At 71.5% G+C, this 26283-nt stretch carries 23 protein-coding genes; 7 read left to right on the forward strand and 16 right to left on the reverse strand.

The window, feature by feature from the left end; genetic code table 11:
* The first annotated feature begins 1 nt into the window (after nucleotide 1).
* Entirely contained in the window at nucleotides 2-886 is an 885-nt protein-coding gene (locus MM440_RS01355) for a PH domain-containing protein (RefSeq protein ID WP_241441404.1), read from the forward strand.
* 45 nt (nucleotides 887-931) lie between these two features.
* Here MM440_RS01355 and pntB read toward each other — a convergent pair whose 3' ends face one another.
* The 5 genes from pntB to MM440_RS01380 all read right to left on the reverse strand — a co-directional run bounded on the left by pntB (nucleotide 932) and on the right by MM440_RS01380 (nucleotide 6884).
* Nucleotides 932-2368: a Re/Si-specific NAD(P)(+) transhydrogenase subunit beta gene (pntB, locus tag MM440_RS01360; RefSeq protein WP_241441405.1), complete on the reverse strand. Its 1437-nt coding sequence runs from the start codon at nucleotides 2366-2368 to the stop codon at nucleotides 932-934.
* Nucleotides 2365-3957 (reverse strand): Re/Si-specific NAD(P)(+) transhydrogenase subunit alpha, encoded by a 1593-nt coding sequence (locus tag MM440_RS01365; RefSeq protein WP_241441406.1) that lies wholly within the window; start codon nucleotides 3955-3957, stop codon nucleotides 2365-2367. The genes pntB and MM440_RS01365 overlap by 4 nt, the downstream gene beginning before the upstream one ends.
* Before the next feature lie 103 nt (nucleotides 3958-4060).
* Nucleotides 4061-4885 (reverse strand): energy-coupling factor ABC transporter ATP-binding protein, encoded by an 825-nt coding sequence (locus MM440_RS01370; protein WP_241441407.1) that lies wholly within the window; start codon nucleotides 4883-4885, stop codon nucleotides 4061-4063.
* Nucleotides 4882-5766, reverse strand: coding sequence for a cobalt ECF transporter T component CbiQ (cbiQ, locus tag MM440_RS01375; protein ID WP_241441408.1), 885 nt, complete (start codon nucleotides 5764-5766; stop codon nucleotides 4882-4884). Before cbiQ ends, MM440_RS01370 begins: the two co-directional genes overlap by 4 nt.
* On the reverse strand, nucleotides 5763-6884 hold the full coding sequence (locus tag MM440_RS01380) for an energy-coupling factor ABC transporter permease (protein WP_241441409.1): 1122 nt from the start codon (nucleotides 6882-6884) through the stop codon (nucleotides 5763-5765). The genes cbiQ and MM440_RS01380 overlap by 4 nt, the downstream gene beginning before the upstream one ends.
* 185 nt (nucleotides 6885-7069) lie before the next feature.
* Between MM440_RS01380 and MM440_RS01385 the strand changes: the two genes are divergently transcribed.
* The 4 genes from MM440_RS01385 to MM440_RS01395 all read left to right on the forward strand — a co-directional run bounded on the left by MM440_RS01385 (nucleotide 7070) and on the right by MM440_RS01395 (nucleotide 11496).
* A complete protein-coding gene (locus MM440_RS01385; protein ID WP_241441410.1) occupies nucleotides 7070-8569 on the forward strand; it encodes an amino acid permease in 1500 nt (499 codons plus the stop codon).
* 247 nt (nucleotides 8570-8816) lie between these two features.
* Nucleotides 8817-10544: an alpha/beta hydrolase gene (locus MM440_RS01390; protein WP_241441411.1), complete on the forward strand. Its 1728-nt coding sequence runs from the start codon at nucleotides 8817-8819 to the stop codon at nucleotides 10542-10544.
* A 92-nt stretch (nucleotides 10545-10636) separates the two neighbouring features.
* Complete coding sequence (locus tag MM440_RS17170; RefSeq protein WP_338155586.1) at nucleotides 10637-10846, forward strand: hypothetical protein; 210 nt, start codon at nucleotides 10637-10639, stop codon at nucleotides 10844-10846.
* 14 nt (nucleotides 10847-10860) lie between these two features.
* Nucleotides 10861-11496: an Fpg/Nei family DNA glycosylase gene (locus tag MM440_RS01395; RefSeq protein WP_338155587.1), complete on the forward strand. Its 636-nt coding sequence runs from the start codon at nucleotides 10861-10863 to the stop codon at nucleotides 11494-11496.
* Between the two features lie 15 nt (nucleotides 11497-11511).
* Here MM440_RS01395 and efeB read toward each other — a convergent pair whose 3' ends face one another.
* The 7 genes from efeB to MM440_RS01430 all read right to left on the reverse strand — a co-directional run bounded on the left by efeB (nucleotide 11512) and on the right by MM440_RS01430 (nucleotide 19153).
* The gene (gene efeB, locus MM440_RS01400; RefSeq protein WP_241441412.1) at nucleotides 11512-12816 is read right to left on the reverse strand and encodes an iron uptake transporter deferrochelatase/peroxidase subunit; all 1305 of its coding nucleotides are present in this window, start codon (nucleotides 12814-12816) and stop codon (nucleotides 11512-11514) included.
* The gene (gene efeO / locus MM440_RS01405; RefSeq protein WP_277626220.1) at nucleotides 12813-13952 is read right to left on the reverse strand and encodes an iron uptake system protein EfeO; all 1140 of its coding nucleotides are present in this window, start codon (nucleotides 13950-13952) and stop codon (nucleotides 12813-12815) included. The genes efeB and efeO overlap by 4 nt, the downstream gene beginning before the upstream one ends.
* Nucleotides 13953-14002: 50 nt before the next feature.
* Nucleotides 14003-14959 carry an iron uptake transporter permease EfeU gene (gene efeU, locus MM440_RS01410; RefSeq protein WP_241441414.1) on the reverse strand — a complete coding sequence of 319 codons (957 nt, stop codon included), beginning with the start codon at nucleotides 14957-14959 and terminating at the stop codon, nucleotides 14003-14005.
* Nucleotides 14960-15104: 145 nt separating this feature from the next.
* Nucleotides 15105-16022, reverse strand: a complete 918-nt coding sequence (gene ligD / locus MM440_RS01415) for a non-homologous end-joining DNA ligase (RefSeq protein ID WP_241441415.1) — start codon at nucleotides 16020-16022, stop codon at nucleotides 15105-15107.
* A 9-nt stretch (nucleotides 16023-16031) separates the two neighbouring features.
* Nucleotides 16032-17156: an AMP-binding protein gene (locus MM440_RS01420; RefSeq protein WP_420914123.1), complete on the reverse strand. Its 1125-nt coding sequence runs from the start codon at nucleotides 17154-17156 to the stop codon at nucleotides 16032-16034.
* Complete coding sequence (locus MM440_RS01425; protein WP_241441416.1) at nucleotides 17065-18306, reverse strand: DUF5938 domain-containing protein; 1242 nt, start codon at nucleotides 18304-18306, stop codon at nucleotides 17065-17067. Before MM440_RS01425 ends, MM440_RS01420 begins: the two co-directional genes overlap by 92 nt.
* A gap of 55 nt (nucleotides 18307-18361) precedes the next feature.
* Nucleotides 18362-19153: an SDR family NAD(P)-dependent oxidoreductase gene (locus tag MM440_RS01430; RefSeq protein ID WP_241441417.1), complete on the reverse strand. Its 792-nt coding sequence runs from the start codon at nucleotides 19151-19153 to the stop codon at nucleotides 18362-18364.
* Nucleotides 19154-19279: 126 nt separating this feature from the next.
* Here MM440_RS01430 and MM440_RS01435 point away from each other — a divergent pair, with 126 nt between their 5' ends.
* Nucleotides 19280-19906, forward strand: a complete 627-nt coding sequence (locus tag MM440_RS01435) for a TetR/AcrR family transcriptional regulator (RefSeq protein WP_241441418.1) — start codon at nucleotides 19280-19282, stop codon at nucleotides 19904-19906.
* Nucleotides 19907-19927: 21 nt separating this feature from the next.
* On the opposite strand, the gene MM440_RS01440 is transcribed toward MM440_RS01435, so the two are convergent.
* The gene (locus MM440_RS01440; RefSeq protein ID WP_241441419.1) at nucleotides 19928-20863 is read right to left on the reverse strand and encodes an ATP-dependent DNA ligase; all 936 of its coding nucleotides are present in this window, start codon (nucleotides 20861-20863) and stop codon (nucleotides 19928-19930) included.
* A gap of 67 nt (nucleotides 20864-20930) precedes the next feature.
* On the opposite strand from MM440_RS01440, the gene ku reads away from it, so the two are divergent.
* Nucleotides 20931-21944, forward strand: coding sequence for a non-homologous end joining protein Ku (ku, locus tag MM440_RS01445; protein ID WP_241441420.1), 1014 nt, complete (start codon nucleotides 20931-20933; stop codon nucleotides 21942-21944).
* A 253-nt stretch (nucleotides 21945-22197) separates the two neighbouring features.
* Here ku and MM440_RS01450 read toward each other — a convergent pair whose 3' ends face one another.
* From MM440_RS01450 to MM440_RS01460, 3 genes are all read right to left on the reverse strand, one after another.
* The gene (locus MM440_RS01450) at nucleotides 22198-23292 is read right to left on the reverse strand and encodes a glycosyltransferase (RefSeq protein WP_241441421.1); all 1095 of its coding nucleotides are present in this window, start codon (nucleotides 23290-23292) and stop codon (nucleotides 22198-22200) included.
* Nucleotides 23292-24785, reverse strand: a complete 1494-nt coding sequence (locus MM440_RS01455; RefSeq protein ID WP_241441422.1) for an exopolysaccharide biosynthesis polyprenyl glycosylphosphotransferase — start codon at nucleotides 24783-24785, stop codon at nucleotides 23292-23294. Before MM440_RS01455 ends, MM440_RS01450 begins: the two co-directional genes overlap by 1 nt.
* Nucleotides 24786-25016: 231 nt before the next feature.
* A complete protein-coding gene (locus tag MM440_RS01460) occupies nucleotides 25017-26282 on the reverse strand; it encodes an NAD(P)-dependent malic enzyme (protein WP_420914116.1) in 1266 nt (421 codons plus the stop codon).
* Nucleotide 26283 lies beyond the last annotated feature (1 nt).

Raw genomic sequence — 26283 nt, forward strand, 5'->3', positions numbered from 1 at the left:
CATGGACCGTCCCGACGTCTACCTCCCGCCCCGGGTGCGCGCCCGCGTGATCCTCTCGGGCGAGGACGTCGTCATGGCCACCCGCCAGCACATCATCGTCCTGGCCAAACCCCTCGGCATCGTCCTGCTCGCGCTCGTGCTCGTGGTCTACCTCGACCTCAACGTGCCCGCCGGGAGCCGGTCCTTCGTGGGCTTCCTCTGGTGGGTGTTCCTCGGGGTCGTCGGCTGGGGCGTGTGGCAGTACATCGACTGGCGCGAGCGCTGGTTCATCGCCACCAACAAGCGGATGCTGTCGGCCGACGGTTTCATCGTGCGGCGCGTCGGGATGATGCCGCTCGGCAAGGTCACGGACATGAAGTTCGAGCGCAGCATCCCCGGCCGGGTTCTCGGCTACGGCACCTTCGTCATGGAGAACGCCGGTCAGGACCAGGCCCTCTCGCGGATCCCGTTCGTCCCCCAGCCCGAGGACAACTACCGGCGCCTCGGTGACGAGATCTTCGGCTTCGGCCACGACAAGACCGCAGGCCAGGCCAAGGTAGACCAGGAGCGTGCGGCCAGCTCGGGCGCCGCCTCCCAGCGCGGCTCGTCCTCCTCCGCCGACGACGACGCCGCCTACCAGGTGGGCTACGAGCACCCCACCCGCGACGACCTCCCGGTCGTCCCGGAGCACGTCGCCCGCGACTACGAGCGCGGCTACCAGCGTGGCCGGGGCGACGACGACCGTGGCCGCGGCCGGCGGGGCGAGCCCGAGGAGCCCACCGACGCCGAGCTGCTCGCCGCCTGGAACGACCGGTTCGCCGACCGCTACGGCTCGGGCCGCTCCATCTATCGCAGCGGCGACGACGACGACGATCGGCGCGACCCCACCCGCGGCTACGACGGCTGAGCCGCCCCGATCAGCAGAGCCGACCAGCAGAGCCGGTCGCACGCGCTACAGCGCCTTGAGGATGTCCTCGACCCGCTCCTTGGCGTCGCCGAACAGCATCGAGGTGTTGTCCTTGAAGAACAGCGGGTTCTGCACGCCGGCGTACCCCGTGTTCATCGAGCGCTTGAACACCACGACCTGGTCGGCCTTCCAGACCTCGAGGACGGGCATGCCGGCGATCGGGGAGCCGGGGTCGTCGAGGGCGGCGGGGTTGACCGTGTCGTTGGCCCCGATGACCAGGACCACGTCGGTGTCGGCGAGGTCGTCGTTGATCTCGTCCATCTCCAGGACGATGTCGTAGGGCACCTTGGCCTCGGCGAGCAGCACGTTCATGTGCCCGGGCAGGCGGCCGGCGACCGGGTGGATCCCGAACCGGACGTCGACCCCTTGGGCGCGCAGCTTGCTGGTGAGGTCGGCGACGGGGTACTGCGCCTGGGCGACCGCCATGCCGTAGCCCGGAGTGATGACCACCGACGAGGCGTTCTTGAGCAGGTCCGCCACCTCGACGGCGCTGATCTCGTGGTGCTCGCCCTGGTCGTGCTCGCCGCCGGCCACGACCGCGCCGTCGGAGCCGAACCCACCGGCGATGACGGAGATGAAGGAACGGTTCATCGCCTGGCACATGATGTAGGACAGGTAGGCACCGGAGGAGCCGACGAGGGCGCCGGTGATGATGAGCAGGTCGTTGTTGAGCATGAAGCCCGCGGCCGCCGCCGCCCACCCGCTGTAGGAGTTGAGCATCGACACGACGACCGGCATGTCGCCGCCGCCGATCGAGGCGACCAGGTGCCAGCCGAGCAGCAGCGCGACGAGCGTCATCAGCCCGAGCAGCCCGGCGGCGACCGCGAGGTGGTGCTGCTGGCCGAGGAACGCGACCATCAGCACGACGACCGCCACCAGCGCGCCGAGGTTGATCAGGTGCCGGGCGGGCAGCATCAGCGGCGCCGACTTCATCCGCCCGGACAGCTTGAGGTACGCGACGATCGAGCCGGTGAACGTCACGGCACCGATGAAGATCCCGACGTAGACCTCGCCGTAGTGGATCCCGGGGTAGGCGCCGGGCGCCTCGTAGAACGAGTTCCACCCGACGAGCACAGCGGTGAGCCCGACGAAGCTGTGCAGCAGCGCGATGAGCTCGGGCATGCCGGTCATCGCCACCGTGCGCGCGAGCCGCACGCCGATCGTGCCACCGATGACCATGGCGACGAGGATGAGCGCCAGCCCGACCCCACCGGCACCGGGGCGGTCACCGGCGGTCCCCACGGCGTCGACGCCACCGACCGCGGCGAGGATGGTGATGATGAGCGCGATCGTCATGCCGACGATGCCGAAGAGGTTGCCGCGTTTGGCGGTCTCGTGCTTGGACAGGCCGGCGAGGCTGAGGATGAACAGCAGGCCCGCGACGATGTAGGCGCCTTGCAGCGCGGTGAGTGCGAGCGTCATGCCTTGCCACCCCTGGTGAACATGCCCAGCATGCGCTGGGTGACGGTGAACCCGCCGAAGACGTTGATGCTGGCCAGCAGGATCCCGACGAACGCCAGCGCCGTGACCGCCCACCCCGTGTGGCCGACCTGAAGCAGCGCGCCGACGACGATGATGCCGCTGATGGCGTTGGTCACCGACATGAGCGGGGTGTGCAGCGCGTGGTGCACGTTGCCGATCACGTAGTAGCCGATGACGACCGACAGCATGAACACCATGAAGTGCCCGAGGAACGGCTCGGGCGACACCGCGGCGATGGCGAGGAACGCAAGCGCGGCCAGCCCGATGAGCAGCGGGCGCCGGGTGGTCGAGGGCTTCGTGGCCACGGCGGAGTCCGCCGACCCCGCGGCCCCTGTCGAGCCCGTGGACCCCGACGGGCCCGTCGATCCGGTAGACCCCGTGGCAGCGACCGGGGCCGCCGAGACCTGGATGGGCGGTGGCGGCCAGAGCGTCTCACCGTCGTGCTGGACCGTCATGCCGCGGACGACGACGTCGTCGAGGTCGAGCACCAGCCGGCCGTCCTTGCCGGGGGTCATCAGCTTGAGCAGGTTGACGACGTTGGTGGCGTAGAGCTGGGAGGCCTGGGTGGGCAACCGACCCGCCAGGTCGGTGTAGCCGATGATCGTGACGCCACCGGGCGTGGTGACGAGCTCGTCGGCGACCGACCCCTCGACGTTGCCGCCGTTGGCGGCGGCCAGGTCGACGATCACCGAGCCGGGCTTCATCGAGGCGACCATCTCGGCGGTGATCAGGCGCGGCGCGGGCCGGCCCGGGATCAGTGCGGTGGTGATGATGATGTCCACGTCGCGGCACTGCTCGGCGTAGAGCCGGGCGGCGGCTGCGTCGTAGTCCGCGGACGTCTCGCGCGCGTAGCCGTCGGTGGAGACCTGCTGGTCGGAGATGTCTACGGGCAGGAACTCCGCGCCCATGGACTCGACCTGCTCGGCGACCTCGGGCCGCGCGTCGGTGGCCCGGACGATGGCGCCGAGCGAGCGGGCGGTGCCGATCGCGGCCAGACCCGCGACGCCGGCGCCGACCACCAGGACCTTGGCCGGGGGCACCTTGCCCGCGGCCGTGACCTGGCCGGTGAAGAACGAGCCGAACTCGTTGGCCGCCTCGACGACCGCGCGGTAGCCCGCGATGTTGGCCATCGAGGAGAGCACGTCCAGGGCCTGCGCGCGGGAGATGCGCGGGACGGCGTCCATCGCGAGCGCGGTGATCGGTCGGGCGGCGAGCGACTCCACGCGGTCGAGGTTGATGCCGGGGGCGAGCAGGCTGATCAGCGTGGCGCCGGGCTTCATCGCGGCGAGCTCGGCGTCGTTGGGCGGGTTCACCTTGATGATGACGTCGCTGTCCCCCCAGACCGTGCGGACCTCGCTGATGGTGGCGCCGGCCTCGGCGTAGGCCGCGTCGGCGTAGCTCGCGCGTCGGCCCGCGGCCCGCTGGACGACGACGGTGTAACCGAGCTGGACGAGGGCCGCCACGCTCTTGGGCGTCGCGGCGACACGGCGCTCGCCGTCCTGACTCTCGGCGGGCACTCCGATGAGCATCGTTGGATCCTCCTGGTTGGGCTGGCACCCACCGTAGCCTGCCCCGACGCCGCGTCCGCACGGGCACCCCGGGGAGCGCTCGACGGGTCGGACGCGGCCGGGCTCAGCGCTCGACGGCGGGGGCGGCGGGCACCGAGAGCGGGTCGAAGCCGTAGGGCAGCTCGAGGCGGTGGGCGCGCATGAGCGCGTCGTCGGCAAGCAGGTCGCGGGTGGCGCCGGAGGCCACGATCCGGCCGCCGTCGAGCAGCAGCGACCGCGAGCAGAGCTGCAGCGCGTAGGGCAGGTCGTGCGTGACCATGAGCACCGCCACGTCGAGGGACTGCAGGATGTCGGCGAGCTCGCGGCGCGAGGCGGGGTCGAGGTTGGAGGACGGCTCGTCGAGCACGAGGATCTCCGGCTCCATGGCGAGCACGGTGGCGACGGCGACCCGGCGTCGCTGCCCGAAGGACAGGTGGTGCGGCGGCCGGTCGGCCTGGTCGGCCATGCCCACCTGGCTCAGGGCGTGGTGCACGCGGTCGGCGAGCTCGCTGCCGCGCAACCCGAGGTTGGCGGGGCCGAACGCCACGTCGTCGGCCACCGTGGGCATGAACAGCTGGTCGTCGGGGTCCTGGAAGACGATGCCGACGCGGCGCCGGATCTCCCCCACGGTGTCCTTGCGCAGCGGCAGCCCGGACACCTGGATCGAGCCCGCGCCCGTGCCCCCCGAGACGGCGCCGAGGATGCCGTTGAGGTGCAGCAGCAGGGTGGTCTTGCCGGCTCCGTTGGGGCCGAGGAGGGCGACCCGCTCGCCCTGGGCGACCTCGAGGTCTACCCCGTAGAGCACCTGGCGGCCGTCGGGGTAGGCGAAGGCCAGGCCGTCGACGGCGAGCGCGGGGCTGCTCGCGGAGGCGCCACTCGGAGAGGCACCGCCCGCAGGGGCACCGCTCACCGGGGCACCACGCTGACGAAGAGGACGAGGGTGACCAGGGTGGCGACAGGGAGCGAGGCGGCGAGCGCCCACTCGCGGGCGCGGGCCGCTCGACCGGAGACGAGCGCCGGGAGGTGACCGGCGTAACCGCGGGCGAGCATGGCCTGGTGGACCCGCTCACCGCGCTCGTAGCTGCGCACGAACAGCGAGCCGGCGGTCCCGGCCACGGCGGCCGCCTGACCGACCCGACCGCCGGTGTCGCCGCGCGACTCGCGCGCGACGCGCATCCGGTGCAGGTCGCCGGTGACGACGGCGAGGTAGCGGATCATGAAGGACAGCATGGCCACCAGCAGGGCCGGCAGGCGCAGGCGTTCCAGCCCGGCGAGCATCTCGCGCGGCGCGGTGGTGGCCGCGAGGACGATCGCCGCGACGACACCGAGGGTCGCCTTGAGCAGCATGGTGGCGCCGGCGACCAGCCCGGTGGCGGACACCGACACCCCGAGGACCTCGACGCGGGGCCCGCTCGCCACGAACGGCAGCACGGCGGCGAACACCACGAACGGCACCTCGATCAGCATCCGGCGCAGCACCAGACGGGCGGGCACGTGCGCCACCGCGACCACGCCCGCCAGCAGCAGCGCGTAGACCGCGAAGGCGCCCCAGCGTCCGGTCGGGGTGGCCACCACGACCAGGACGAAGGCGACGACGGCGACGAGCTTCACCTGGGCCGGCAGCCGGTGGACCACGGTGTCGCGGATGACGAGCAGCCCCTCCTCGGGCGCGCCCAGGCCGACGTGGCCGTGCGCGTGACCGGGGAGGTGGCCGCTCGCGAGGGTGCCCGAGCCCTCGCCGGCGCCCCCCTGAGCGCCGGCGTGGCTGGGCGGACCGACCACGAGCGTCATCGACGGCCCGTGGTGGTGTCGGAGGTGCTCGTCTCGGACGGTGCGCTGCTGCTGCCGGCACCGGTGCTGCCGGTGCCTGCCCCGGTGGACCCGGAGCCGAGCGTGGACCGGCTGCGCCGCGAGGCGACCCAGCCGACCGCCAGGGCGAGGCCGAGGGTGAGCAGGACGCCCACGATGCCGGCCGCCACCGGGCCGAGCGCCCCGAGCCCCGGGATGTCGTAGTCGGCGAACGGCCCTGTCGCCGTAGCGTGCTCGGTGGCCAGGTGCTCGAACCCCAGGGTCGCGGCCACGTGCTCGAGCCCGTCCGGGCTGGCGCTCGCCAGCAGGCTCAGGCCACCGCCGATCAGCAGCGTGACGGCGAGGCTGAGCGCGATGGCGCGGGAGCCGAGCCGACGCCCGCCGCCGGCGGACGCGGTCTCGGCCGGGACCCGACGCTCTACGCCGTCTGCCCCGACCACGACGAGGTCGGGCCGCAGCCCACGAGCGAGGTAGACCAGATCGGGCCGGCTCGCGACGACGGCGGTGAGGACGGCCGCCGTGATCAGCGCCTCCCCCACCCCGATCAGCAGGTGCCAGCCGAGCATGGCCGAGGCGAGCGCACCGAGCGGGATGGGCGCGGCGCCGCCGATGGCATACAGAGCCACGAACGCGAGAGCAGCGAGCGGGACGGAGAGGAATGCACCGATCGCGGCGGCGGGCACGATCGACGTCACCCGCTTGGGCAGCACGGCGAGGACCGCCCGGGTGACGAGGTAGCCACTCCACACGCCGACGATCCCCATCAAGGTGATGTTGGAGCCGAGCGCGGTCAGCCCGCCGTCGGCGAAGAAGACGCCCTGCACCAGGAGCACGACCGCGAGGATCAACGTGCCCGCCCACGGACCGACCAGCACGGCCGCGAGCGCCCCGCCGAGCAGGTGCCCGGACGTGCCGGCCCCGACCGGGAAGTTGACCATCTGCGCCGCGAAGACGAAGCAGGCCACCAGCCCGGCGAGCGCCGGACCCGCCGCCCCGAGGCCCCGCTCGGCCTTGCGCAGGCTGATCGCCACCGCACCGGCGGCGAGCACTCCGGTCGCGATCGACGTGGGCGCGTCGAGAAATCCGTCAGGAAGGTGCATGAGCCAAACCCTACTCGCTTGCTGCCAATCGTTTGCAACAAGGATTCGCTGCGGGCGGCGCCTGCTCACGATCTGATATCCGATCGGGTCGAGAACGCTCCCGCGTCTTCCGCGACGGCCGGTCGGGGGGGCACTGTATGGGGGACAGCAGCACGACAGACGGGAGCCGGCCGATGAGCCGCATCATGAGGACCAAGTCGATCGAGGCGTCCATCGCCGAGACGACCGAGTCCGAGCACCAGCTGAAGAAGAACCTCTCCGCCCTCGACCTCACGGTCTTCGGCATCGGCGTCATCATCGGCGCCGGCATCTTCACCCTGACGGGACGCGCGGCGGCCGACTACGCCGGTCCGGCCATCGTCATCTCGTTCGCGGTCGCCGCCCTCGCCTGCGGCCTGGCAGCCCTGTGCTACGCCGAGTTCGCCTCGACGGTGCCCGTCGCCGGCTCGGCCTACACGTTCTCCTACGCCACCTTGGGCGAGCTGGTCGCCTGGATCATCGGCTGGGACCTGCTGCTCGAGCTCATGCTCGGTGCCAGCGTGGTGGCCCAGGGCTGGTCGCAGTACTTCGAGGTGCTCCTCGGCCACGCGAACATCTCGCTCCCGGCAGCCGTGGCGCCCGGCTCGCGCTTCGACCTGGCGGCGTTCGTGCTGGTCGCAGCGCTCACGATCCTGATCGCCATCGGCATCAAGGAGTCGATGCGGGTCAACCTCGTGCTCGTGGCGCTCAAGCTGTTCATCGTGCTGTTCGTCATCGTGATGGGCCTGCGGTTCGTCGACCTCGCCAACTACAGCCCGTTCATCCCGCCGGCGCAGACGCCGGCCTCGGGCAGCGCCGGCGTGCTGCACGAGCCGCTCGTCCAGACCCTCTTCGGGATCAACCCGACGACCTACGGCTGGGGTGGCATCTTCGCCGGCGCGGCGCTCGTGTTCTTCGCCTACATCGGCTTCGACGTGGTCGCCACCACGGCCGAGGAGGCCCGCAACCCCCAGCGTGACCTGCCGATCGGCATCATCGCCTCGCTGGTCATCTGCACCGTCCTCTACATCTCGGTCGCGCTCGTCGTCACCGGCATGGTGTCCTACGACCACCTCAACCCCAAGGCGGCGCTCGCGACCGCCTTCGAGGACCACGGGCAGAACTGGGCCGCCGCCGTGATCTCCGCCGGCGCGGTGGCCGGCCTCTGCACCGTGGTCATGACCTTGATGATCGGCGCCACCCGCGTCGTCTTCGCCATGTCCCGCGACTGGTTGCTGCCGCCGTGGCTGAGCCACACCAGCGCCAAGACCGGCACCCCGGTGCGCATCACGCTCATCATCGGCACGCTCGTCGCGCTGGTGGCCTCCCTGACGCCGATCGGCAAGCTCGAGGAGATGGTCAACATCGGCACCCTCGCCGCCTTCACGCTGGTGTCGCTCGCAGTCCCGATCCTGCGCAAGCGCCGCCCCGACCTCAAGCGCGCCTTCAAGGTGCCGGGGAGCCCGTTCGTGCCATGGCTCGCCGCGCTCGCCGCGGTCTACCTGATGCTGAACCTGTCGCTCGAGACCTGGATGCGGTTCGTGATCTGGATGGCCCTCGGCTTCCTCATCTACTTCCTCTACTCCCAGCGCAACAGCCGCCTCGAGAAGCACCCGGAGGAGACCGGGCAGGTGCACGGCCAGCCCGCCGTCGGCGGAGACTGGTAACCGCCCCTCCCTCCACCAGCTGTAGACCCCGTCGCCCGCTTCCTGAGGAAGCGTGGAGGCGGGGTCTATCGCTGCGTCGAAAGGGTGAGTAGCGCTACCTATTGCACGCGCCCGATGACCCTTCCACACTAGGTCCATCACTCGGGCGGGGGAACCGGAGCTGGTACCCATCGGCCGTCGTGACCACGTCGGCTCAGTGCGGACCGCCGCGCGACACCTCGGGTCGACGAAGCAGAGGGAGACTCGCATGTTCAGATCCGTCCGACGCCCCTCGCGCGTCCTGCTCACCGGCCTCACCGGCACCGTCCTGGCCAGTCTGGCCGTCGGCCTCGCGCCACCCGTGGCAAGTGCTTCCGATGCAGTGCCGGCGAAGGACGACCCCGGCCGCACCGCCCGCATCGCCCGCGCCAAGGCCGCCGCCACCACCCCGAAGATCGTCTGGAAGCGCTGCATGACCGGCTACCAGTGCGGCTCCATCGAGGCCCCGCTCGACTACGCGGACTACAGCCTCGGCACCATCACGATCGACCTCGCGCGGCGCCCCGCCGACAAGCAGTCGCAGAAGGTGGGGGCGGTCTTCACCAACCCCGGCGGTCCCGGCGGGTCAGCGGTCTACGCGCTGCCGATGTTCGCCCAGCAGATGGGCGCCGACGTGCGGGCCCGCCTCGACCTGCTCGCTGTGGAGCCTCGGGGGCTCACACAGGCCGACCCCGCGATCTGCACCAGCAAGACCGAGCCTCCGATGCCTACGTTCTCGTTCCCCGTGACCGCTGCGGAGCAGGAGCAGGCCCTGGCCTACGCCAGCTGGCTGCGCAAGACGTGCAGCTCGCCCGAGCCGCGGATCCTGGACCACATGTCCACGGCCGACTCCGCGCGCGACCTGGACCTGGTGCGCCGGGCGATCGGGCAGCCGTCGATGACCTACTACGGCGTGTCCTACGGGAGCTACCTCGGGGCGACCTACGCCAACCTGTTCCCGTCGAAGGTGCGCGCGGTCGCTGTCGACGGCGTCCTCGACCCAGTCGCGTGGTCGACCGGCCGCAACAACCAGGGGTCCACCGTCCCAGTGACCGAGCGGATCCGCTCCCACATCGGCGCGCAGGAGGCGCTGACGGCGGCGTTCACCGAGTGCGAGCGGGTCCGGGCGGCCCGGTGCCCGGAGCACCAGACGATCCGCGCCGACTACGCCGCGCTGCAGAAGCGGCTCAAGGCCGGCCCCGTCATGATGGGCGAGGGTGAGAACACCTGGCCGCTCACCTACGACTCGTTCATCAACACCATCCTCGGTGCGCTCTACGACGCCGACAGCGTGCCGGAGCTGATCACGGCGATCCACGACCTGCGGGTCAGCGTGCTGCCCGACCCCGCGACGACGCGCAAGCAGACGCCGGCCCAGGCCCGCGCCGCGAGCGCCACCGCCCGCAAGGTCGCGACCACGTCCTACCAGCGCGTGCAGGCGCTGGCGAAGCAGACCAAGGCCCGCGGCATCGGGATGTGGGCTGACGGGCCCGACGCGGACGAGCCGCAGTATGGCGCCATGGTGGCGTTCGAGGGCGTCCTGTGCTCCGACTCCCTCAACCCGCAGAACGCGCGCACCTGGATCGGCGCGACCAAGCGGATGGACTCTGTCGCACCGGGATTCGGCTCCGCGTGGGGCTGGGCGTCGGTGGCGTGCCCCGGATGGCCGGGCCAGTCGCGCAGCGCCTACTACGGCCCGTTCACGACCAAGCCGGCCAAGGGGCTGCTGGTCCTCAGCACCACCCACGACCCCGCGACCCCGCTGTCGGGAGCCCAGGCGCTGCGCGCCCTCTCGCCGGGCAGCCGGCTCGTGACCGTGAAGAACTGGGGTCACAGCGCCTTCACCGGCAGCACCTGCGCCGCGAAGATCCGCAACACCTACCTGCTCACGGGTGCGCTGCCGTCGGGCGACCGCACCTGCGCGGCGGACCACCCGCTGTTCACCACCCTCCAGTAGACCGTCCGCTCGCCCCACGAGGTGGGTCCGCCGTGCGCGGGCCCACCTCGTGGCCTGCGGGCCGGCTGCGGGTGGACGGTAGGGTCGGCGGCATGCCCGAGGGTCACACCATCCACGCCATCGCCGGTCGGATCGAGCACGCCTTCGGCGGCACCCGGCCCGAGGTGTCCAGCCCTCAGGGGCGATTCGCCGAGTCGGCCGCGCTGCTGCAGGGCCGCGAGCTGGTGTCGGCCAGCGCAGCGGGCAAGCACCTGACGTCGAGTTCACCGGGGACGCCGTCGTCAACGTCCACCTCGGCCTGATCGGCTCGTGGGTCGTGCACCCCGGCCCCGCCGCTCTCAACCCCGTCACGGGTCAGGTGCGGCTGCGGATCGCGGGCGAGCTCGCGACGGCCGACCTGCGTGGCCCCAACGTGTGCGCTCTCATCACCCCCGAGCAGCAGGACGCCATCCTCGCCCGGCTCGGCCCCGACCCGCTGCGCGAGGACGCCGACCCGGAGCGCGCGCGGACGCGGATCCAGCGCTCCCGCAAGGGGATCGGCGAGCTGCTGATGGACCAGGCCGTGCTGGCCGGTGTGGGCAACGTCTATCGCTGCGAGGTGCTCTACCGGCACCGCGTCGACCCGTTCACCCCCGGCAACGCCCTCAAGCGCAAGACCTTCGACGCGATGTGGGCCGATCTGGTGCGGCTGCTGCGGATCGGGTTGACCTACAACCAGATCCTGACGATGGACGACCAGATCGACGAGGCCGAGGCGTTGATCGCCGCCGGCGACGCCGACACCGTGCAGACCGAGCTCACCGGGCGTCGGCTCGGCGAGCACTTCGAGCGCCGCTTCTGGCTCTACAAGCGCACCGGCGAGCCGTGTCTCGTCTGTGGCTCGAAGGTGCGCTCCCAGGTCGTCGCCGGGCGAAATCTCTACTGGTGCGGGCGATGTCAGCGTCGACACTGACCTGAGACACCGCGCTCAGCTGAACAGCGCCTGACCGATGTGCTCACCCTGCGCGGCCCCGGGCGGGATCGCGAACAGCGCCGAGGCGCGGTGCTGGAGATACTCCATCAGCCCGTCCTGGCGGGACATCTTGGTCTGCATCGGGATGTACTGCTTGGCCGGGTCGCGGACGTAGGCGAGGAAGAACAGGCCGGCGTCGAGACGGCCCAGCGCGTCGTTGCCGTCGGTGTAGTTGTAGCCGCGGCGCAGCATGCGCACACCGCCGTTCTGCGTCGGATGTGCCATCCGCACATGGGAGTTCATCGCCATCAGCGGCTTGTCCTCGCGCCCCTTGGTCGCGAAGTTCGGCTCGCTGAACTCGGTGCCGCCCGACAGCGGCGCACCCGCCGGCCGGTCCCGACCGACGAGGTTCTCCTGCTCGCGCAGCGAGGCGCGGTCCCACGTCTCGATGTGCATGGCGATCCGGCGGGCGACGAGGTAGGACCCGCCAGCCAGCCAGTCGGCCTTCGGGTCGTCACCCGCGCCGACCCACACGTGCTGGTCGAGCATGGCCGGGTCCTCGGCCTTGAGGTTGGCCGTGCCGTCCTTGAACCCGAACAGGTTTCGCGGGGTCTGCTGGGTCGTGGACGTCGAGGAGGTGCGCCCGAAGCCGAGCTGCGACCAGCGCAGCGCGGCGGTGCCCATCGCGATGCGGGACAGGTTGCGGATGGCGTGCACGGCGACCTGGGGGTCGTCGGCACAGGCCTGGACGCACAGGTCGCCGTCGCTGCGCTGGGGGTCCAGGGCGTCGGCCGGGAAGTGCGGCAGCCGCTTCAGCAGCACCGGCTGCCGGGCGGCGAGGCCGAAGCGGTCCTTGCCCGCCGCGTCCCGAAACAGGCTGGGGCCGAAGCCGAACGTCAGCGTGAGGCGCGCGGCGCTCAGCCCCTCGGCCTCCCCCGTGTCGTTGGGCGGCGAGTCGTAGGACGTGGGGTCGCCGCCGACGGGCCGGCCGGCGGTCAGCTCGGCGGCGGCCGCCGTCCACGCGGTCAGCAGGGCCACGAGGTCGTCGCGCGAGGTCGAGGTGACGTCGAACGCTGCGAAGTGCAGCCGGTCCTGCGCCGGGGTGACGATGCCCGACTGGTGCGTGCCGTAGAACGGGTGGCTGGCCGGTGCGTTCTGCTGGGTCGGGCCGGTGGCGGTGGCGCCGTTGCCGGAGCCGTCCGCGCCGTCGCTCGCCTCGGCCGCTGACGCCCGCCCGCCGGCGAAGCCGGCAGCACCGACCGCCACGGTCGCACCGGCGAAGCCGATCAGACCGCGCCGCGAGACCTCCCGCTCGCTCACAACGTGACCGCGCCGGCGAGCTTCGACAGCGGCTCGGACAGCGCGTTGACGGCGTCGGACAGGTCCTTGACCTGCGCCTTCGTGAGCTTGTCGTAGGTGACGAAGCCGTCGCCCTGCTTGTGCTGGTCGAGCAGCTTCTGCAGCGCCGAGAACTTCAGCGCGATCGACGCGTCGAGGGCGGCGTCCTTCTTCTTCAGGATCGGGCGCAGGCCCTCCCACGCGACCCGCGCGCCGTCGACGTTGGCCTGGAAGTCCCACAGGTCGGTGTGCGACCAGGCCTCCTCCTCGCCGGTGACCTTGCCGGTCGCGACCTCGTCGAGCAGCGACTTGGCGCCGTTGCCGATCTGGTCGACCGTGAACGTCATCGAGCGGGTGCGGTCGTAAAGCGTCTTGGTGTCGGCGGTCAGCTGGTCCGCCATGGCGGCCCGCTGCGCGGTGGTGAGCGCCTGGTAGCCCGTCTTCGGCGGCCACAGGTCCTTCTCCATGACGTGCCAGCCGGTCCACTTCTGGCCCGGCTCGAGGTCGGCCTCGCGCAGGTCCATCTTGGGGTCGAGGTCACCGAACGACTCGGCCACCGGCTCGATACGCTCCCAGTGCGTGCGCGCCACGGCGTAGAGCGAGCGGGCCTTGGCGTCGTCGCCCGCCCGGTAGGCCGCCACGAACTGCGCCGTCTTGGCGGACAGCTGCTCGGTCTGGTCCTTGACGTAGGAGGCGTACTGCTGGTTGGCCGTGTCGACGAGCTCCTTGTCGGCGCCGGTCGCGGCGAGGTCCGCGCCGGAGTCGGTGACCGTGAACGGGGCGCGGATGCCGTCGCCGATCATGCCGGGCTTGCAGGCGGTGAAGTACTTGCCCGGGGCAGCCTTGACGACCAGGTCGCGCTTGAGCCCCGGACCGATGTTCTCGACCTCGCCGACGATGCGCAGGCCGTCGTCGGCGAGCAGGTAGAACTCGGTGACCTTCGAGCCGTCGTTGGTGACCGAGAAGACGATGTTGCCCGACGGCGCCGTGGCCGCGCTGACCTTGCACTCGGTGTCGGTGGAGGACACCGTGAGCGCGCCCGATCCACCGGCCGCCTGGGTGCCACCGCCGGTCACCCCGCCCGGGTTGTTGGTCGTGCAGGCCGTGGCCGTGCACATCAGGCCGGCAGCCAGGACAGCGCTGGAGAGGCGGCTGCGGGTCGAGAGGTTCACCGGACGGACTCCTTCGAGGGGGTGCTGGAGGTGGTGGGGGTGGGGGTGGAGCCGGCGGTCGCGGTGGAGCCGGCGGTCGCGGTGGAGCCGGCGGTCGCGGTGGAGCTGCCGGCCGCGGCCGCGGGCTGGGGCTGTGGGGACGGTCTACGGATGGCGCGGATGAACAGCGTGAGGACGGGGACGACGTAGGCGACCCAGACGAGGACCTCGAGCACGGTCATGGCCGGGGCAAGGTTGAGCGTGCCCTTGATCAGCGTGGCGAACCACGAGGACGGCTCGATGACGTGGCTGACGTCGAAGGCGAGGGTGTGCAGGCCGGGGAGGATGCCGGCCTCCTGCAGGTCGTGCACGCCGTAGGAGAGGACGCCGGCCGCGACGAGCACGAGGAAGCCGCCGGTCCAGGCGAAGAACCGGCCGAGGTCGAGGCGCAGCGCGCCCTTGTAGACCGCGAAGGCGAGCGCGACGGCGGTCAGCAGGCCGAGCAGCGCCCCGACGAGCGGGGCGGTGGTGGAGGCGTTGTCGCGGGACGCGGCCTGGGTGGCGGCCCAGAGGAAGAGCGCCGTCTCGAGGCCTTCGCGGCCGACGGCCAGCATCGCGACGACGACGAGCGCCGAGCGGCTGCCCTCGGCGGCCTTGTCGAGCGCGCCCTTGAGCTCGCCGGAGAGGGTGCGTGCCGAGCGCGCCATCCAGAAGATCATCCAGGTGACGAAACCGACCGCGAGGATCGACAGCCCACCCCCGATGGCTTCCTGCGCCTCGAAGGTCAGCCCGCGCGGGCCGTACGTCAGCAGGGCGCCGAACGCGAGCGAGATGGCGATGGCCGCAGCGACGCCGGCCCAGATGCGTCCGAGCAGGTGGGTGCGCCCGGTCTTGACGAGGTAGGCGACGAGGATGACGACGACCAGCGACGCCTCGAGCCCTTCACGCAGACCGATGAGGTAGTTGGCGAACACGGACAGCCTCCTGGGACGTTAGGTAGCCCTAAGTTAGTGAGGCCTGCCTCACCAGAGCAAGTCGCGGGCGACGGGTGAGACCGACCTCACCCGTGCCGCGCGAGGGGCGTCCTGCGAGGGGCGTCAGGGGGTGACCTGCGAGGCGTCAGCCGACCATCAGGTCGCCGAGCTCGTCGAGGCGACGGACCACGTCCGCCGGTCCGAGCTGCTCGAAGCGCTCGCCGTCCGCGCCGCGCTCCACCTCGGCCCAGGTGCGCGGGGCGGCGACGAACGGCGCGGGCTGCTTCCCGCGCAGCGAGTAGGGCGTGATGGTGGTCTTGGCGGCGACGTTCTGCGACCAGTCGAGCAGGACCTTGCCGGGGCGCAGCACCTTCGCCATCGAGGAGACGACCAGGTCGGCGTGCTCGCTCGCGAGCCCCTCGGCCAGCAGCCGCGCCGCCTCGCGCACCTGGTCGGACGGCCAGCGGTCGGGCAGCTCGGCGTAGAGCTGCAAGCCTTTGGAGCCGCTGGTCACCGGGCGCAGCGTGGTGAGGCCGACGGCGCTCAGGCGCTCGCGCACGAGCAGCGCCACCTGGGCGCAGGCGTGCAGCCCGGCACCCGGCCCGGGGTCGAGGTCGATCACCATCCGGTCGGCCCCGCGGGAGACCTCGCTGGGGCTGTCGGCGGAGAGGTCTACGGTCCACTGGGGGGTGTGCAGCTCGAGCGCACCGACCTGCCCGAGCCAGGTCAGGCCGGCGACGTCGTCCACGAGCGGGTAGACCACGCGCTCGTGCCCGCGGGTCGAGCCGGGCGAGTCGACGGTGACGGTGCGGATCCAGCCGGGGGCGCCCTTGGGGACGTTCTTCTCGAAGAAGGACTCCCCCGAGACGCCGTGCGGCCAGCGCAGCCGGGTCAGCGGGCGGTCGTGCAGCTGGTGCAGCAGCGGCCCGGACACCTGCGTGAGGTAGGTGATGACCTCCGCCTTGGTCGTGCCGGTCGCGGGGTAGAGCACCTTGTCGAGGCTGGTCAGCCGCAGCGTGCGGCCGTCGACCTCGACGGTCACGGGGTGGCGCGGGTCCGGCATGGGCCGAGCCTAGCCGTCGCCCTTCAGGGTTGCGGCGATGTCCGTCTTGAGCACCTTGCCGACCTTGGACCGGGGCAGGTCGTCCCACACGTGCACCTGCTTGGGCGCCTTGAGGCTGCCGATCCGCTCCTTGACGAAGTCGACCAGGGCGCCCGGGTCCACGTCGGCGCCGGGCTGCGGCTGGACCACCGCGACGACCCGCTCGTCCCACTTGTCGTCCGGCAGGCCCACGACCGCGCAGTCGCGGACGTCGGGGTGCTCCATGACGGCCTGCTCGACCTCGGTGGAGTAGACGTTGAACCCGCCCGGGTCGGCGAGACTGCCGTCCTCGCGCATGATCGCCACCGTGACGAGCGGGGTCGGGCGACCGGCGGACGCCAGCCGCCCGGTGGCGACCGCGCCGGTGTCCGGGTCGAAGTGCTCGGCCGGCGGCAGCGCCGAGATCATCATGGGCGCCTCCGTCTGCCCGAACAGCTGCGCCATCACCGGTCCGATCCGGGTCAGCGCCTCCTCGAGGCGGGCCACCGACATCGGGGCCGCGCCATACCAGAAGCATTGCAGCGACGCCAGATTCGTCGAGTCGAGGCGTTCGTGGCCGAGCACCATGTAGATCAGCGTGGGCGGCAGGAAGGTGTGCGTCACCCCGTGCCGCTCGACCAGGTCGAGGAACCCGCCCACGTCGGGCGTGCGCATGATCACGATCTCGCCGCCCGCACACAGCACCGGGAAGCAGAGCACCCCGGCGGCGTGCGTCAGCGGCGCCAGGGCGAGGTAGACCGGCCGCCCCGAGAACGGGTGGCACATCAGCGTGATCGCGCTCATCGTCTCGACGTTGGCGCCCGTCAGCATGACGCCCTTGGGCCGCCCGGTCGTGCCGCCCGTGCCCACCAGCATGGCCAGATCGTCCACGGCTTGGCGGTCGACGCGGTTGGCGTGGTCGACGCGGTTGGCCCGGTCGGGGTGGTCGGGGTGGTCGGCGTGCTCGGCGCCGCGCTGCAGGAAGGACTCCCACGTGATCGACTGCGGCACAACGCTGCTCACGTCAGCATCCAGACAGACCCACGTGTGCGCCGTGGGCAGATCGGCGCAGATCTTGGCCACCAGGGGCGCGAACGACTCCTGGAAGAGCACCACCTGGGCGTCGAACAGCGCCAGCAGCTCGCGGTTCTCGCCGGCCTCGTTGCGCGAGATCTGTTGCACCTGGCCGTAGCTCAGGCTCTCGCCGTCGGTGGTCAGGCACGGCTGGTCCGGCCCGAGGGACGCACCTTGTGGAGGAAGTCGACGACCCGCATCGCGCGCCTCTGTCCGCCGTGGTGACGACGGGCTCGCTGACGAGACCGAACCCGCGCAGGACGCCGAGCAGCTCGCGGTGGCCGAAAGCCTGGCAGCCCGAGGCGAATCCGACGCGGCGCGGCGGCTGCTGGAGCAGGGAGTAGGCGGCGTAGGCCTGCAGCAGACCGGTCTGCTTGTAGTTGCTGTTGCCGTGGATCACGACGTGCCGCCGACCGAGCGGACCGGACGCGTGGACCGAGTCCAGCGACTTGTTGATCCGCGGGTTCTCGCGCGGGGGCATGACATTCATGACCTGGGCGGCCGTCGCGGTGAGCGCCGCGTCACGGTCCTCGGGGCTCATGTCCTTGGTCGCCTCGAGCGCGCCGGCGACGATCTGCGGCACGCCGTGCATCAGCGCGGCGTTGAACACCCCGCCCTGCGCCTTGCAGCTCGCGACCCGAGGGTCGCGGCGGAACCAGATCGGGTGGCTCGTGCCACCCCAGGGCAGCGACAGGGCGAGCTCGTGCTGACCGGGCACCACCAGCGGCACGAGGCCCTGGTCGGGGTCGAACTCGACGAGCTCGTTCTGCTGCAGGTAGTACGCCTTCGCGGTCGCCGCGTTGACAAGGATGGTCTGGGTGGAGGCGATGGTCGGGCTGCCGCCCCAGAACACGGCGATGTCGAGGGTGTCCAGACCCGGCTTCTCGAGCGCGATCTGGGCAGCGATCTCCCCGACGGTGTACATGTGCGCGATGCCGGGCGACAGCAGCAGCCCCTTCGCGGCGAACTCCTCGCCCCACTCGTCGTCGCAGCGCACCAGCCAGTCCTGCTCTCCCGTCGTGTCGGTGTAGTGCAGCCCCGCCGCGAGAGCGGCCTGGACGACCTCGGGGCCGTACTTGCTGACCGGCCCGACGGTGTCGAACGGGACGTTGTACTGACGCAGGGACTCGCAGACGAGCCGGCCGGTGTAGCCGGAGGCGCCGTAGACGATGACGGGCTTGCTGGTGCTCATGGGTGCTCCTCGGGTCGGGGATTCAGGATGTGCTGCCGGGCGGTCCGTGGTCGGGCTACATGCCCATGCCGCCGTCGACGGGCAGCCCCGCGCCGTTGATGAACCGGGCCGCGTCGGAGGCGAGGAAGACGACCGCGTCGGCCATGTCCTCCACCGTGCCGAGGCGACCGCTCGGGGTGAGCCCGACGACGGCGCCGACGGCGGTCTCGGGGCTGTCGAACAGCCCGATCGCGGCGACGTCGTGGGCGAATCCCTGACCCATCGCGGTGGGGACCAGCCCGGGGTAGACACAGTTGACGCGCACGCCGTAGCCGAGCGCCCCGCTCTCGGCGGCAGTGACGCGGGTGAGACGGTCTACGGCGGACTTCGTCGCGCTGTAGGCCGCGATGCCGGGGAACGCGATCGTCGCCGAGACCGACGAGATGTTGACGATCGAACCCCCTTGTCCCGCAATGCCGTCCGAGCGCATGGCGAGCAGCCCGTGCTTGATGCCGAGGGCGGTGCCGAGCACGTTGACGTCGAGCTGGCGGCGCACCTGCTCGGGGTCGAGCTCGGTGATCAGGCTGGTGATCTCGATGCCGGCGTTGTTGACCACCAGGTCGAGACCGCCCAGCTGGTCGACGGTCGCGGCCTCCGCGGCCGCCCAGCTCGCGTCGTCGGTGACGTCGAGGTGCACGTAGCCATGGCCCTCGCCGAGCGCTCGGGCGGTGTCCGCTCCCGCCTCCTGCACGTCGGCGATCATCACGCGGGCGCCGGCGGCGGCCAGCGCCTTGGCCATCCCTTCACCGAGGCCCTGGGCGGCGCCGCTCACGAGGGCGACCCGGCCGGCGAGGTCGTAGGACGTCATGGGCTGGCTCCTTTGCCGTCACAGGCCCTCCGCTGGACCCGTCGTGGCCCCAGGCTGGCCCAACTCTTGACAGTCGTCACGACCTATCGTCAAGACGCGTTGCCGGCGCGGGGCAACGCTGGCCGCATGGGGACAGTGACTGCAGCGTCCGCGACGCGCGGACGCGAGAGCAAGTCTCGCGAGCGCCGCGACCAGCTGGCCGAGTCCGCGCTGGTCACCCTCGGCCAGCTCGGCTACGCCCGCACCTCGCTGCGCGAGATCGCCCAGAACTCCCCCTTCAGCCACGGGTTCGTGCACTACTACTTCGCCGACAAGACCGAGCTGATCACCTACTGCGTGCGCCACTACAAGCGCCAGTGCGTCACGCGCTACGACACAGTGGTGAGCGAGTCGGCCACTGCCGCAGAGCTGGTCGAGCGGTTCGCCGACGAGCTCGTCGAGACGATCGAGCAGGAGGCGCCCATGCACCGCCTCTGGTACGACCTCCGCACCCAGGCGATGTTCGACCCCGCGCTGCGGCCCGACGCGCTCGCCATCGACGCCACGCTGCAGGACATGGTGGCGCGGGTGCTGGAGCGCTACGCCGAGCTCGACGGTCGTTCTCTCGCAGTGCCGGTCGCCGTCGCCTACCCCATGCTCGACGGCGTGTTCGAGCAGGCTCTGCTGCGCCACCTGAGCGGCGTGCCCGATGCGCTCACCACCCTTCGCGCCACCGCCTGCACCCTGCTGCCCCGGCTGCTGCGGGTGCGCTGAGGCCGTGGCCCGCCCCTGTCGCTACGGCTCGAGGTCGCCGGGCGCCAGGTCGAGTCGCGTTCCTACATAAGAGGACTGGCGCAACCGGCCGCCGGCACCCAGCCCGAGCGAGCGGACCTCGATGACGAGCTCGGGGCGCACCCAACGCGCACCGGCGGCGTCCTCACGAGGCACCTCGTCGACGAAGCTGCTTGTGTCGCAGACCAGTCCGCTGAGATCGGCGAGCAACGTCTCGCCGGCCCGACCCGCCAGGCCGCTGCCGACGCGACCGAGGTAGGCCAGCCCACCCTCGACCGGCGCGCCGACGAGCACGGCACCGAGGCGGCTGGCCGAGCCCGTCTCCGTGCGCCAGCCACCCACCACGACCGAACGCTGTTGTCGGTGAGGGAACTTCAGCCACTCGCTGCTCCGGGTGCCCGGCCGGTAGGGGCTGTCCAACGCCTTCGACACGATCCCCTCGAGCCCTTGGTCGAGGGTCGCCGCGTGCAGCGCACCACCGTCGGGGTAGGTCGGCGGCACCTGCACGTGTGGTCCGGCCAGGTCGAGCTGCTCCAGCAGCGCGCGGCGGTCGCGCAGCGGCAGGCCGGTCACGTCCTGACCGAGGACCCGCACGACGTCGAACACGACGTAGGTGACGGGCAGCGTGGCGGCGAGCGCACGGGCTACCGAAGGATCACTGACGTGCATGCGCTCGGCGAGCGCTCCGAACGACGGACGACCGTCGCGCAGTGCGACGACCTCGCCGTCCAGCAGCAGGTCCTCGTAGACCCCCTCCAGACCCCCGGGGCCGCACAGCTCCGGGAAGCGGACGGTCGCGTCCGCACCGGACCGCGCAGAGAGACGCACCCGGTCGGGGCGCACGTCGGCGAGCACCCGCATGCCGTCCCACTTGACCTCGTGGACCCACGCGGGGCCGGTGGGGATGGACCGGCCGGGGCTGGCGAGCATCGGGCGCATGCCTCATCCTGACCTATGAGAGGCTTCCCACCTGGGCAGGAACCGGCCGACGGACGAAGGAGTGGACATGCGGGCCATCTGGAAGGGCGCGATCTCGTTCGGGCTGGTCAGCGTGCCCGTCAAGCTCTACTCGGCGACGGAGAACAAGGACGTCTCCTTCAACCAGGTGCGCAAGTCCGACGGGTCCCGCATCCGCTACAAGCGGATCGCGCAGGCCGACGGCGAGGAGGTGCCCTACAGCGAGATCGCCAAGGGCTTCGAGGCCCCCGACGGGCGCATGGTCGTGATCACCGACGAGGAGATCGCCTCCCTCGGCTTCAAGAGCTCGCGCGAGATCGCGGTCGACAAGTTCGTGCCCGCCGACGAGATCGACCCGATGCTGCTCGACAAGTCCTACTACCTCGAGCCGGACCCGGCCGCGGTCAAGCCCTACGCCCTGCTGCGCGAGGCCCTCGAGAGCACCAGCCGGATGGCCATCGTCACGATCTCGGTGCGCCAGCGGCTCACGACCGCCGTGCTGCGCGTCCGCGACGGCGTCATCGTCCTGCAGACCATGCTGTGGCCCGACGAGATCCGCTCCCCCGACTTCGGCGTCCTCGACGACATCCCGGAGCCGACCGACCAGGAGCGCAAGATGGCCGAGCTGCTCATCGACACGATGGTGGGCGACTACGACGCCGACGACTACGAGGACGACTACCGCGCGGCCATCGAGGGACTGGTCAAGTCCAAGCTCGCCGGCGGCGACGCGGTCGAGGCCCCCAGCCCCGAGGCCCCCGAGTCCAGCGGCGAGGTCGTCGACCTGCTCGCCGCCCTCCAGCGCTCGGTAGACCGGGCCAAGGCCTCTCGCGGCGAGGGCGGGTCGGGCGCCGGATCCGGGTCCGGTCAGGCCGCGAAGGCTGGCGCCGACGACTCGGACGACGCTGACGGTTCTGACGGCGCTGACGGCTCGGGCGCCAAGCCCGCCAAGAAGTCCGCAGCCAAGAAGGCGACGACCAAGAAGGCGGCCGCCAAGTCGAGCGCAGCCAAGACGACCGCGGCCAAGACGACCAAGAAGGCCCCCGCCAAGAAGGCCGGCTGACCCTGGTCCGTCCTCCGGGTGGTACCTGGGTGCTGATGCGCGCCCCGGCAGACCCCTCGGCCAGTGCGGCACACGTGCCCACCGGGACTACGCGCACGAACCCGTGACACGCCGCCCTCCCGGACCCCCGCACCTCACGCAAACCCCCGCACCTCACGCCAACCTGCGCGGATTCCCAGGCCCCGCGCCCCGGTAGAGCACGCGAGGCACCCGACGCGACCAGCGACGGCGGCAGCCGCCGACAGCCAGACGCCTACGCCAGCTCAGCCACGACCTCGGCGACGCGGGCGTTGGCGGCGCGCACGTCGAAGCGCTCGACGGCCCGGGCGCGGTTGCGCTCGCCCTCGAGGGCGGCGAGGCCGGGGTCGGTGAGGCGCACGACCAGGGCGTCGGCGAGGGCAGCGGGGTCGTCGGGGGTGACGACGGGGGTGCTGGCGCCGAGCGCCTCGGACATGCCGGCGACGTCGCTGCACACGACGCTGCGCCCGCCGGCCATGGCCTCGAGAACGACCAGCGGCATGCCCTCCCAGCGGGACGGCAGGACGACGACGTCGGCGGCGGCGAACCACGGGGTGGGGTCGCCGCCCGGCACCAGCCGCACCGAGTCGTCGAGACCGGCCATCCCGACCTGAGCAGCGAGCGCGGGCCGGTCCGGACCGTCGCCGACGAGGACCAGCTGGGCGCCGGGCAGGTGCTCGAGGACGGCGGGCCAGGCGGCGATGGCGACGTCCTGACCCTTCTGGCGGGCGAGTCGACCGACGACGACGGCCAGCGGGACGGGCCCGATGCCCAGCTCGGCGCGGGCCGTCTCACGGTCGCGCGGCACCCAGCGGTCGGTGTCGACGCCGTTCGGGACGACCACGGTGCGTCGGGCGAGGCAACGGGCGGCGGCTCCGGTCCGCCGTTCCTGCTCGCTCACGCAGAGCGTGAGGTCGGTCCAGCGCGTGGCGAGCCGCTCCCAGAGGGCCGAGGCACGGGCTACCGGGCCCGTGACGGCCTCGAACGACCAGGCGTGCGGCATGAAGATCGTGGGCCGGCGACCGCGCACCGCGAGGCGACCGGCGAGTCCGGCCTTAGAGGCGTGCAGGTGCACGACGTCGGGGTCGACGTCGGCGACGATCGCCGCGAGCGAGCGCGCCTCGGCCAGGGACGACGGGCCGGGCGAGCGGGTCGCTGCCCAGTGCCGCACGGTGGCACCCGCCTCGGCGGCGCGCGCGGCGAGGTAGCCCTCGTCGGTCGGGCAGGCGACGGTCACCTCGAAGCCCCGCGCGACCTGGTCGGCCACCAGGGCCAGGGCGACGTTCGGGACGCCGGCCTCGGTGGGCTGGCTGACGTGCAGGACCCGCATCAGCCACCCGCCCCGGTGATGACGGCGCCGACGGTGCGCAGGATGATCTTGGCGTCCAGCCACAGCGACCAGTTCTGGATGTAGTAGTTGTCGAACCGGGCGCGCTCCTCGATGGAGGTGTCGCCACGCAGCCCGTTGACGGCGGCCCAGCCGGTCAGCCCGCACGGCACGCGGTGGCGTGCGTGGTAGGAGGGGTAGAGCTCCCCGAACTGCTGGACGAAGTAGGGCCGCTCGGGTCGCGGACCGACGACGCTCATGTCGCCGCGCAGAATGTTGAACAGCTGCGGCAGCTCGTCGAGCGAGGTCTTGCGGATGAACTTGCCCCACGCCGACAGCCGCTTGTCGTTGGCGATGTTCCAGTTGGTCTGGGACTCCGCGTCGTTGACCGGACGCATGGAGCGGAACTTCATGACCCGCACGGGCTCGCCGTCGACGCCGACCCGGTCCTGCTCGAAGATGATGCCGGGCCCGCCGTCGAGCCGGCAGCCCAGCGCGAGCAGACCCATGAGGGGGCTGAGGACGAGCACCGCGAAGCCCGACAGCAGCACGTCGAGCAGGCGCTTGATCCGCCAGGTCCAGGACCGGTGCGCCGCCCGGCGCAGCCGCACCAGGGGGACGCCCCAGACGGTGTCCATGTCGCCCTCGACGTGGTGCAGCTCGTAGAGCCGTGGCACGACGAACAGCTCGGCGTCCAGCTTGTCGCAGGTCCGGATCATGTCGACCATCTGGTGCTCCTTGACCGACGAGAAGGCGACGATCAGGACGTGCGCGTGGTGCTCGATCATCATCTCCTCGAGGCTGTCGGCCGTGCCGAGGACCGGCAGCGAGGTGTCGACCGTCGGGTGCACCTCGAGCACGCGAGGGTCGGCGTCGAGGTAGCCCACCGGATTGAGCCCGTAGGCCGGGTGGTCCATCAGGATCTTCGCGATCTCGCGGCCGACGAAGCCCGCCCCGAGGACGAGCGTGCGGTGCCCCACGCGGCGCCGGGCGCGGGCCCACCGGATCAGGGTGTAGGCGATCAGCCGACCGACCATGACGAGCAGGAAGACCGTCGCGGCGAACGTCAGCGGGTGGTTGCTGGTCGAGGACGACCACACCCCCTCCTTGCGCGCGATCGAGACGATCAGGCCGGTGAACGCGGACGCGATGATGACCCGGCCGAGGATGCCGGGGAGGTCCTCCAGCACCGACAGGTTCAGTCGCGAGCGGTAGAGCTTGCTGCTGCCGAAGAGGAGCAGCAGGCACACGGTGGTGCCCAGGCCCACGGCCCAGTCGGGCCGCCAGAACAGGAAGGAGAGCAGGCACGCCAGCACGTCGGAGGCAACGGTCAGCTGGGGGACCCCCCGAAAGAGTGACCAGCTGAGGCGGTCCGGGTCCGGCTCGTGCCGGCCTGCGGGGAGGAGGTCTACGGAGCGACGGGGAGCCTCACCCTTGGCTCGCCTGCCGGCCCGATGGCGTGCTGCAGCGCGGCGGCCCCGCGTGGAAATGCTCATCTCGTCCTTGCCTGTCGACCTCGGCCCCCTGACCGTCCTGCTCCGCAGCACCCAGGCTGGCATGACCCTCACGGGGCGTGTGGTTGTTTAGGCTTCATCGAGATTCAGCGCCACCCGTTCGGGTACGACGTTCAACGGATTGCCATTCACATCCTACAGAAAGCGATCATATCCCGCCAAAATTGCCACCCATTTCTCATCTGAGTGCATTCGGATAAGCGTCATTGACGCTCAGTGACGAGCGACGCCCTCGGCGCGAGCCGCCGCCGCCACGGCCGACGACACGGCAGCCACGACACCGGGCTCGAACGGCCCGGGGATGATCCGCTCCGGCGTCGGGTCGGGCACGCAGTCCGCGATGGCCTGCGCGGCGGCGAGCTTCATCCCCGCGGAGATCTGCGCCGCCCCGCAGTCGAGGGCACCCTTGAAGATGCCTGGGAAGGCGAGCACGTTGTTGACCTGGTTGGGGTAGTCGCTGCGCCCGGTCGCGACGATGGCGGCGTGCCGGTGCGCCACCTCGATGGGCACCTCGGGGTTGGGGTTGGCCAGCCCGAAGATCACCGCGTCCGGAGCCATCCGCGCCACCCACTCCTCGGGCACCTGGCCCCCGGAGACGCCGATGAACACCTCGGCGTCGACCAGGGCTGCGGCGAGGTCGCCGAACACGTTGCGTGGGTTCGCGCGCCGGGCGATGTCGGTCAGGTGGTCCGGCAGACCGGGCTGCTGCTCGAACCCGATGATGCCCTTGCGGTTGCACACGATCAGGTCCTCGACCCCCGCGTGCAGCAGCGCCTCGGCGATGGCCACGCCGGCAGCGCCCGCGCCCTGCACCACGACGCGCAGCCCCGCGAGGTCACGCCCGAGCGCCTTGGCCGCGTTGGTGAGGGCTGCCAGCGTGACGATGGCCGTGCCGTGCTGGTCGTCGTGGAAGACCGGGATGTCCAGGCGTTCCTGCAGCCGTCGCTCCACCTCGAAGCACCGCGGCGCGCTGATGTCCTCGAGGTTGATCCCGCCGAAGCTCGGTGCGAGCGCCGCCACCGTCTCCACGATCTGGTCGACGTCAGTCGTGTCCAGGCAGATCGGCACCGAGTCGATGCCCGCGAAGTGCTTGAAGAGCATCGCCTTGCCCTCCATCACCGGCATCGCGGCCTCCGGGCCGATGTTGCCGAGACCGAGCACGGCGGTGCCGTCGCTCACCACCGCGATGGTGCGTCCCACCCGGGTGTAGCTGCGCACCAGCGACTGGTCCTGCGCGATCGCCTCGCACACCCGGGCGACCCCCGGGCTGTAGGCCATCGACAGGTCCGTGGTGTCCCGTAGCGGCACGCGCAGGTTCGTCTCAAGCTTGCCGCCGAGGTGCAGGGCGAAGACCGGGTCGGTCGGGTCGAACGCGGGCTGCATGGCGTCGGGCTGCATGGCGTCGGGCTGCATGGCGTCGGGCTGCAGGTGATCGGGCTGGGTGTGGTCGGGGAGGGTGCAGGCGGGCTGCGCGCACATG

This window comes from Arsenicicoccus piscis (genome assembly GCF_022568835.1).
GTDB classification, from domain to species: domain Bacteria; phylum Actinomycetota; class Actinomycetes; order Actinomycetales; family Dermatophilaceae; genus Arsenicicoccus; species Arsenicicoccus piscis.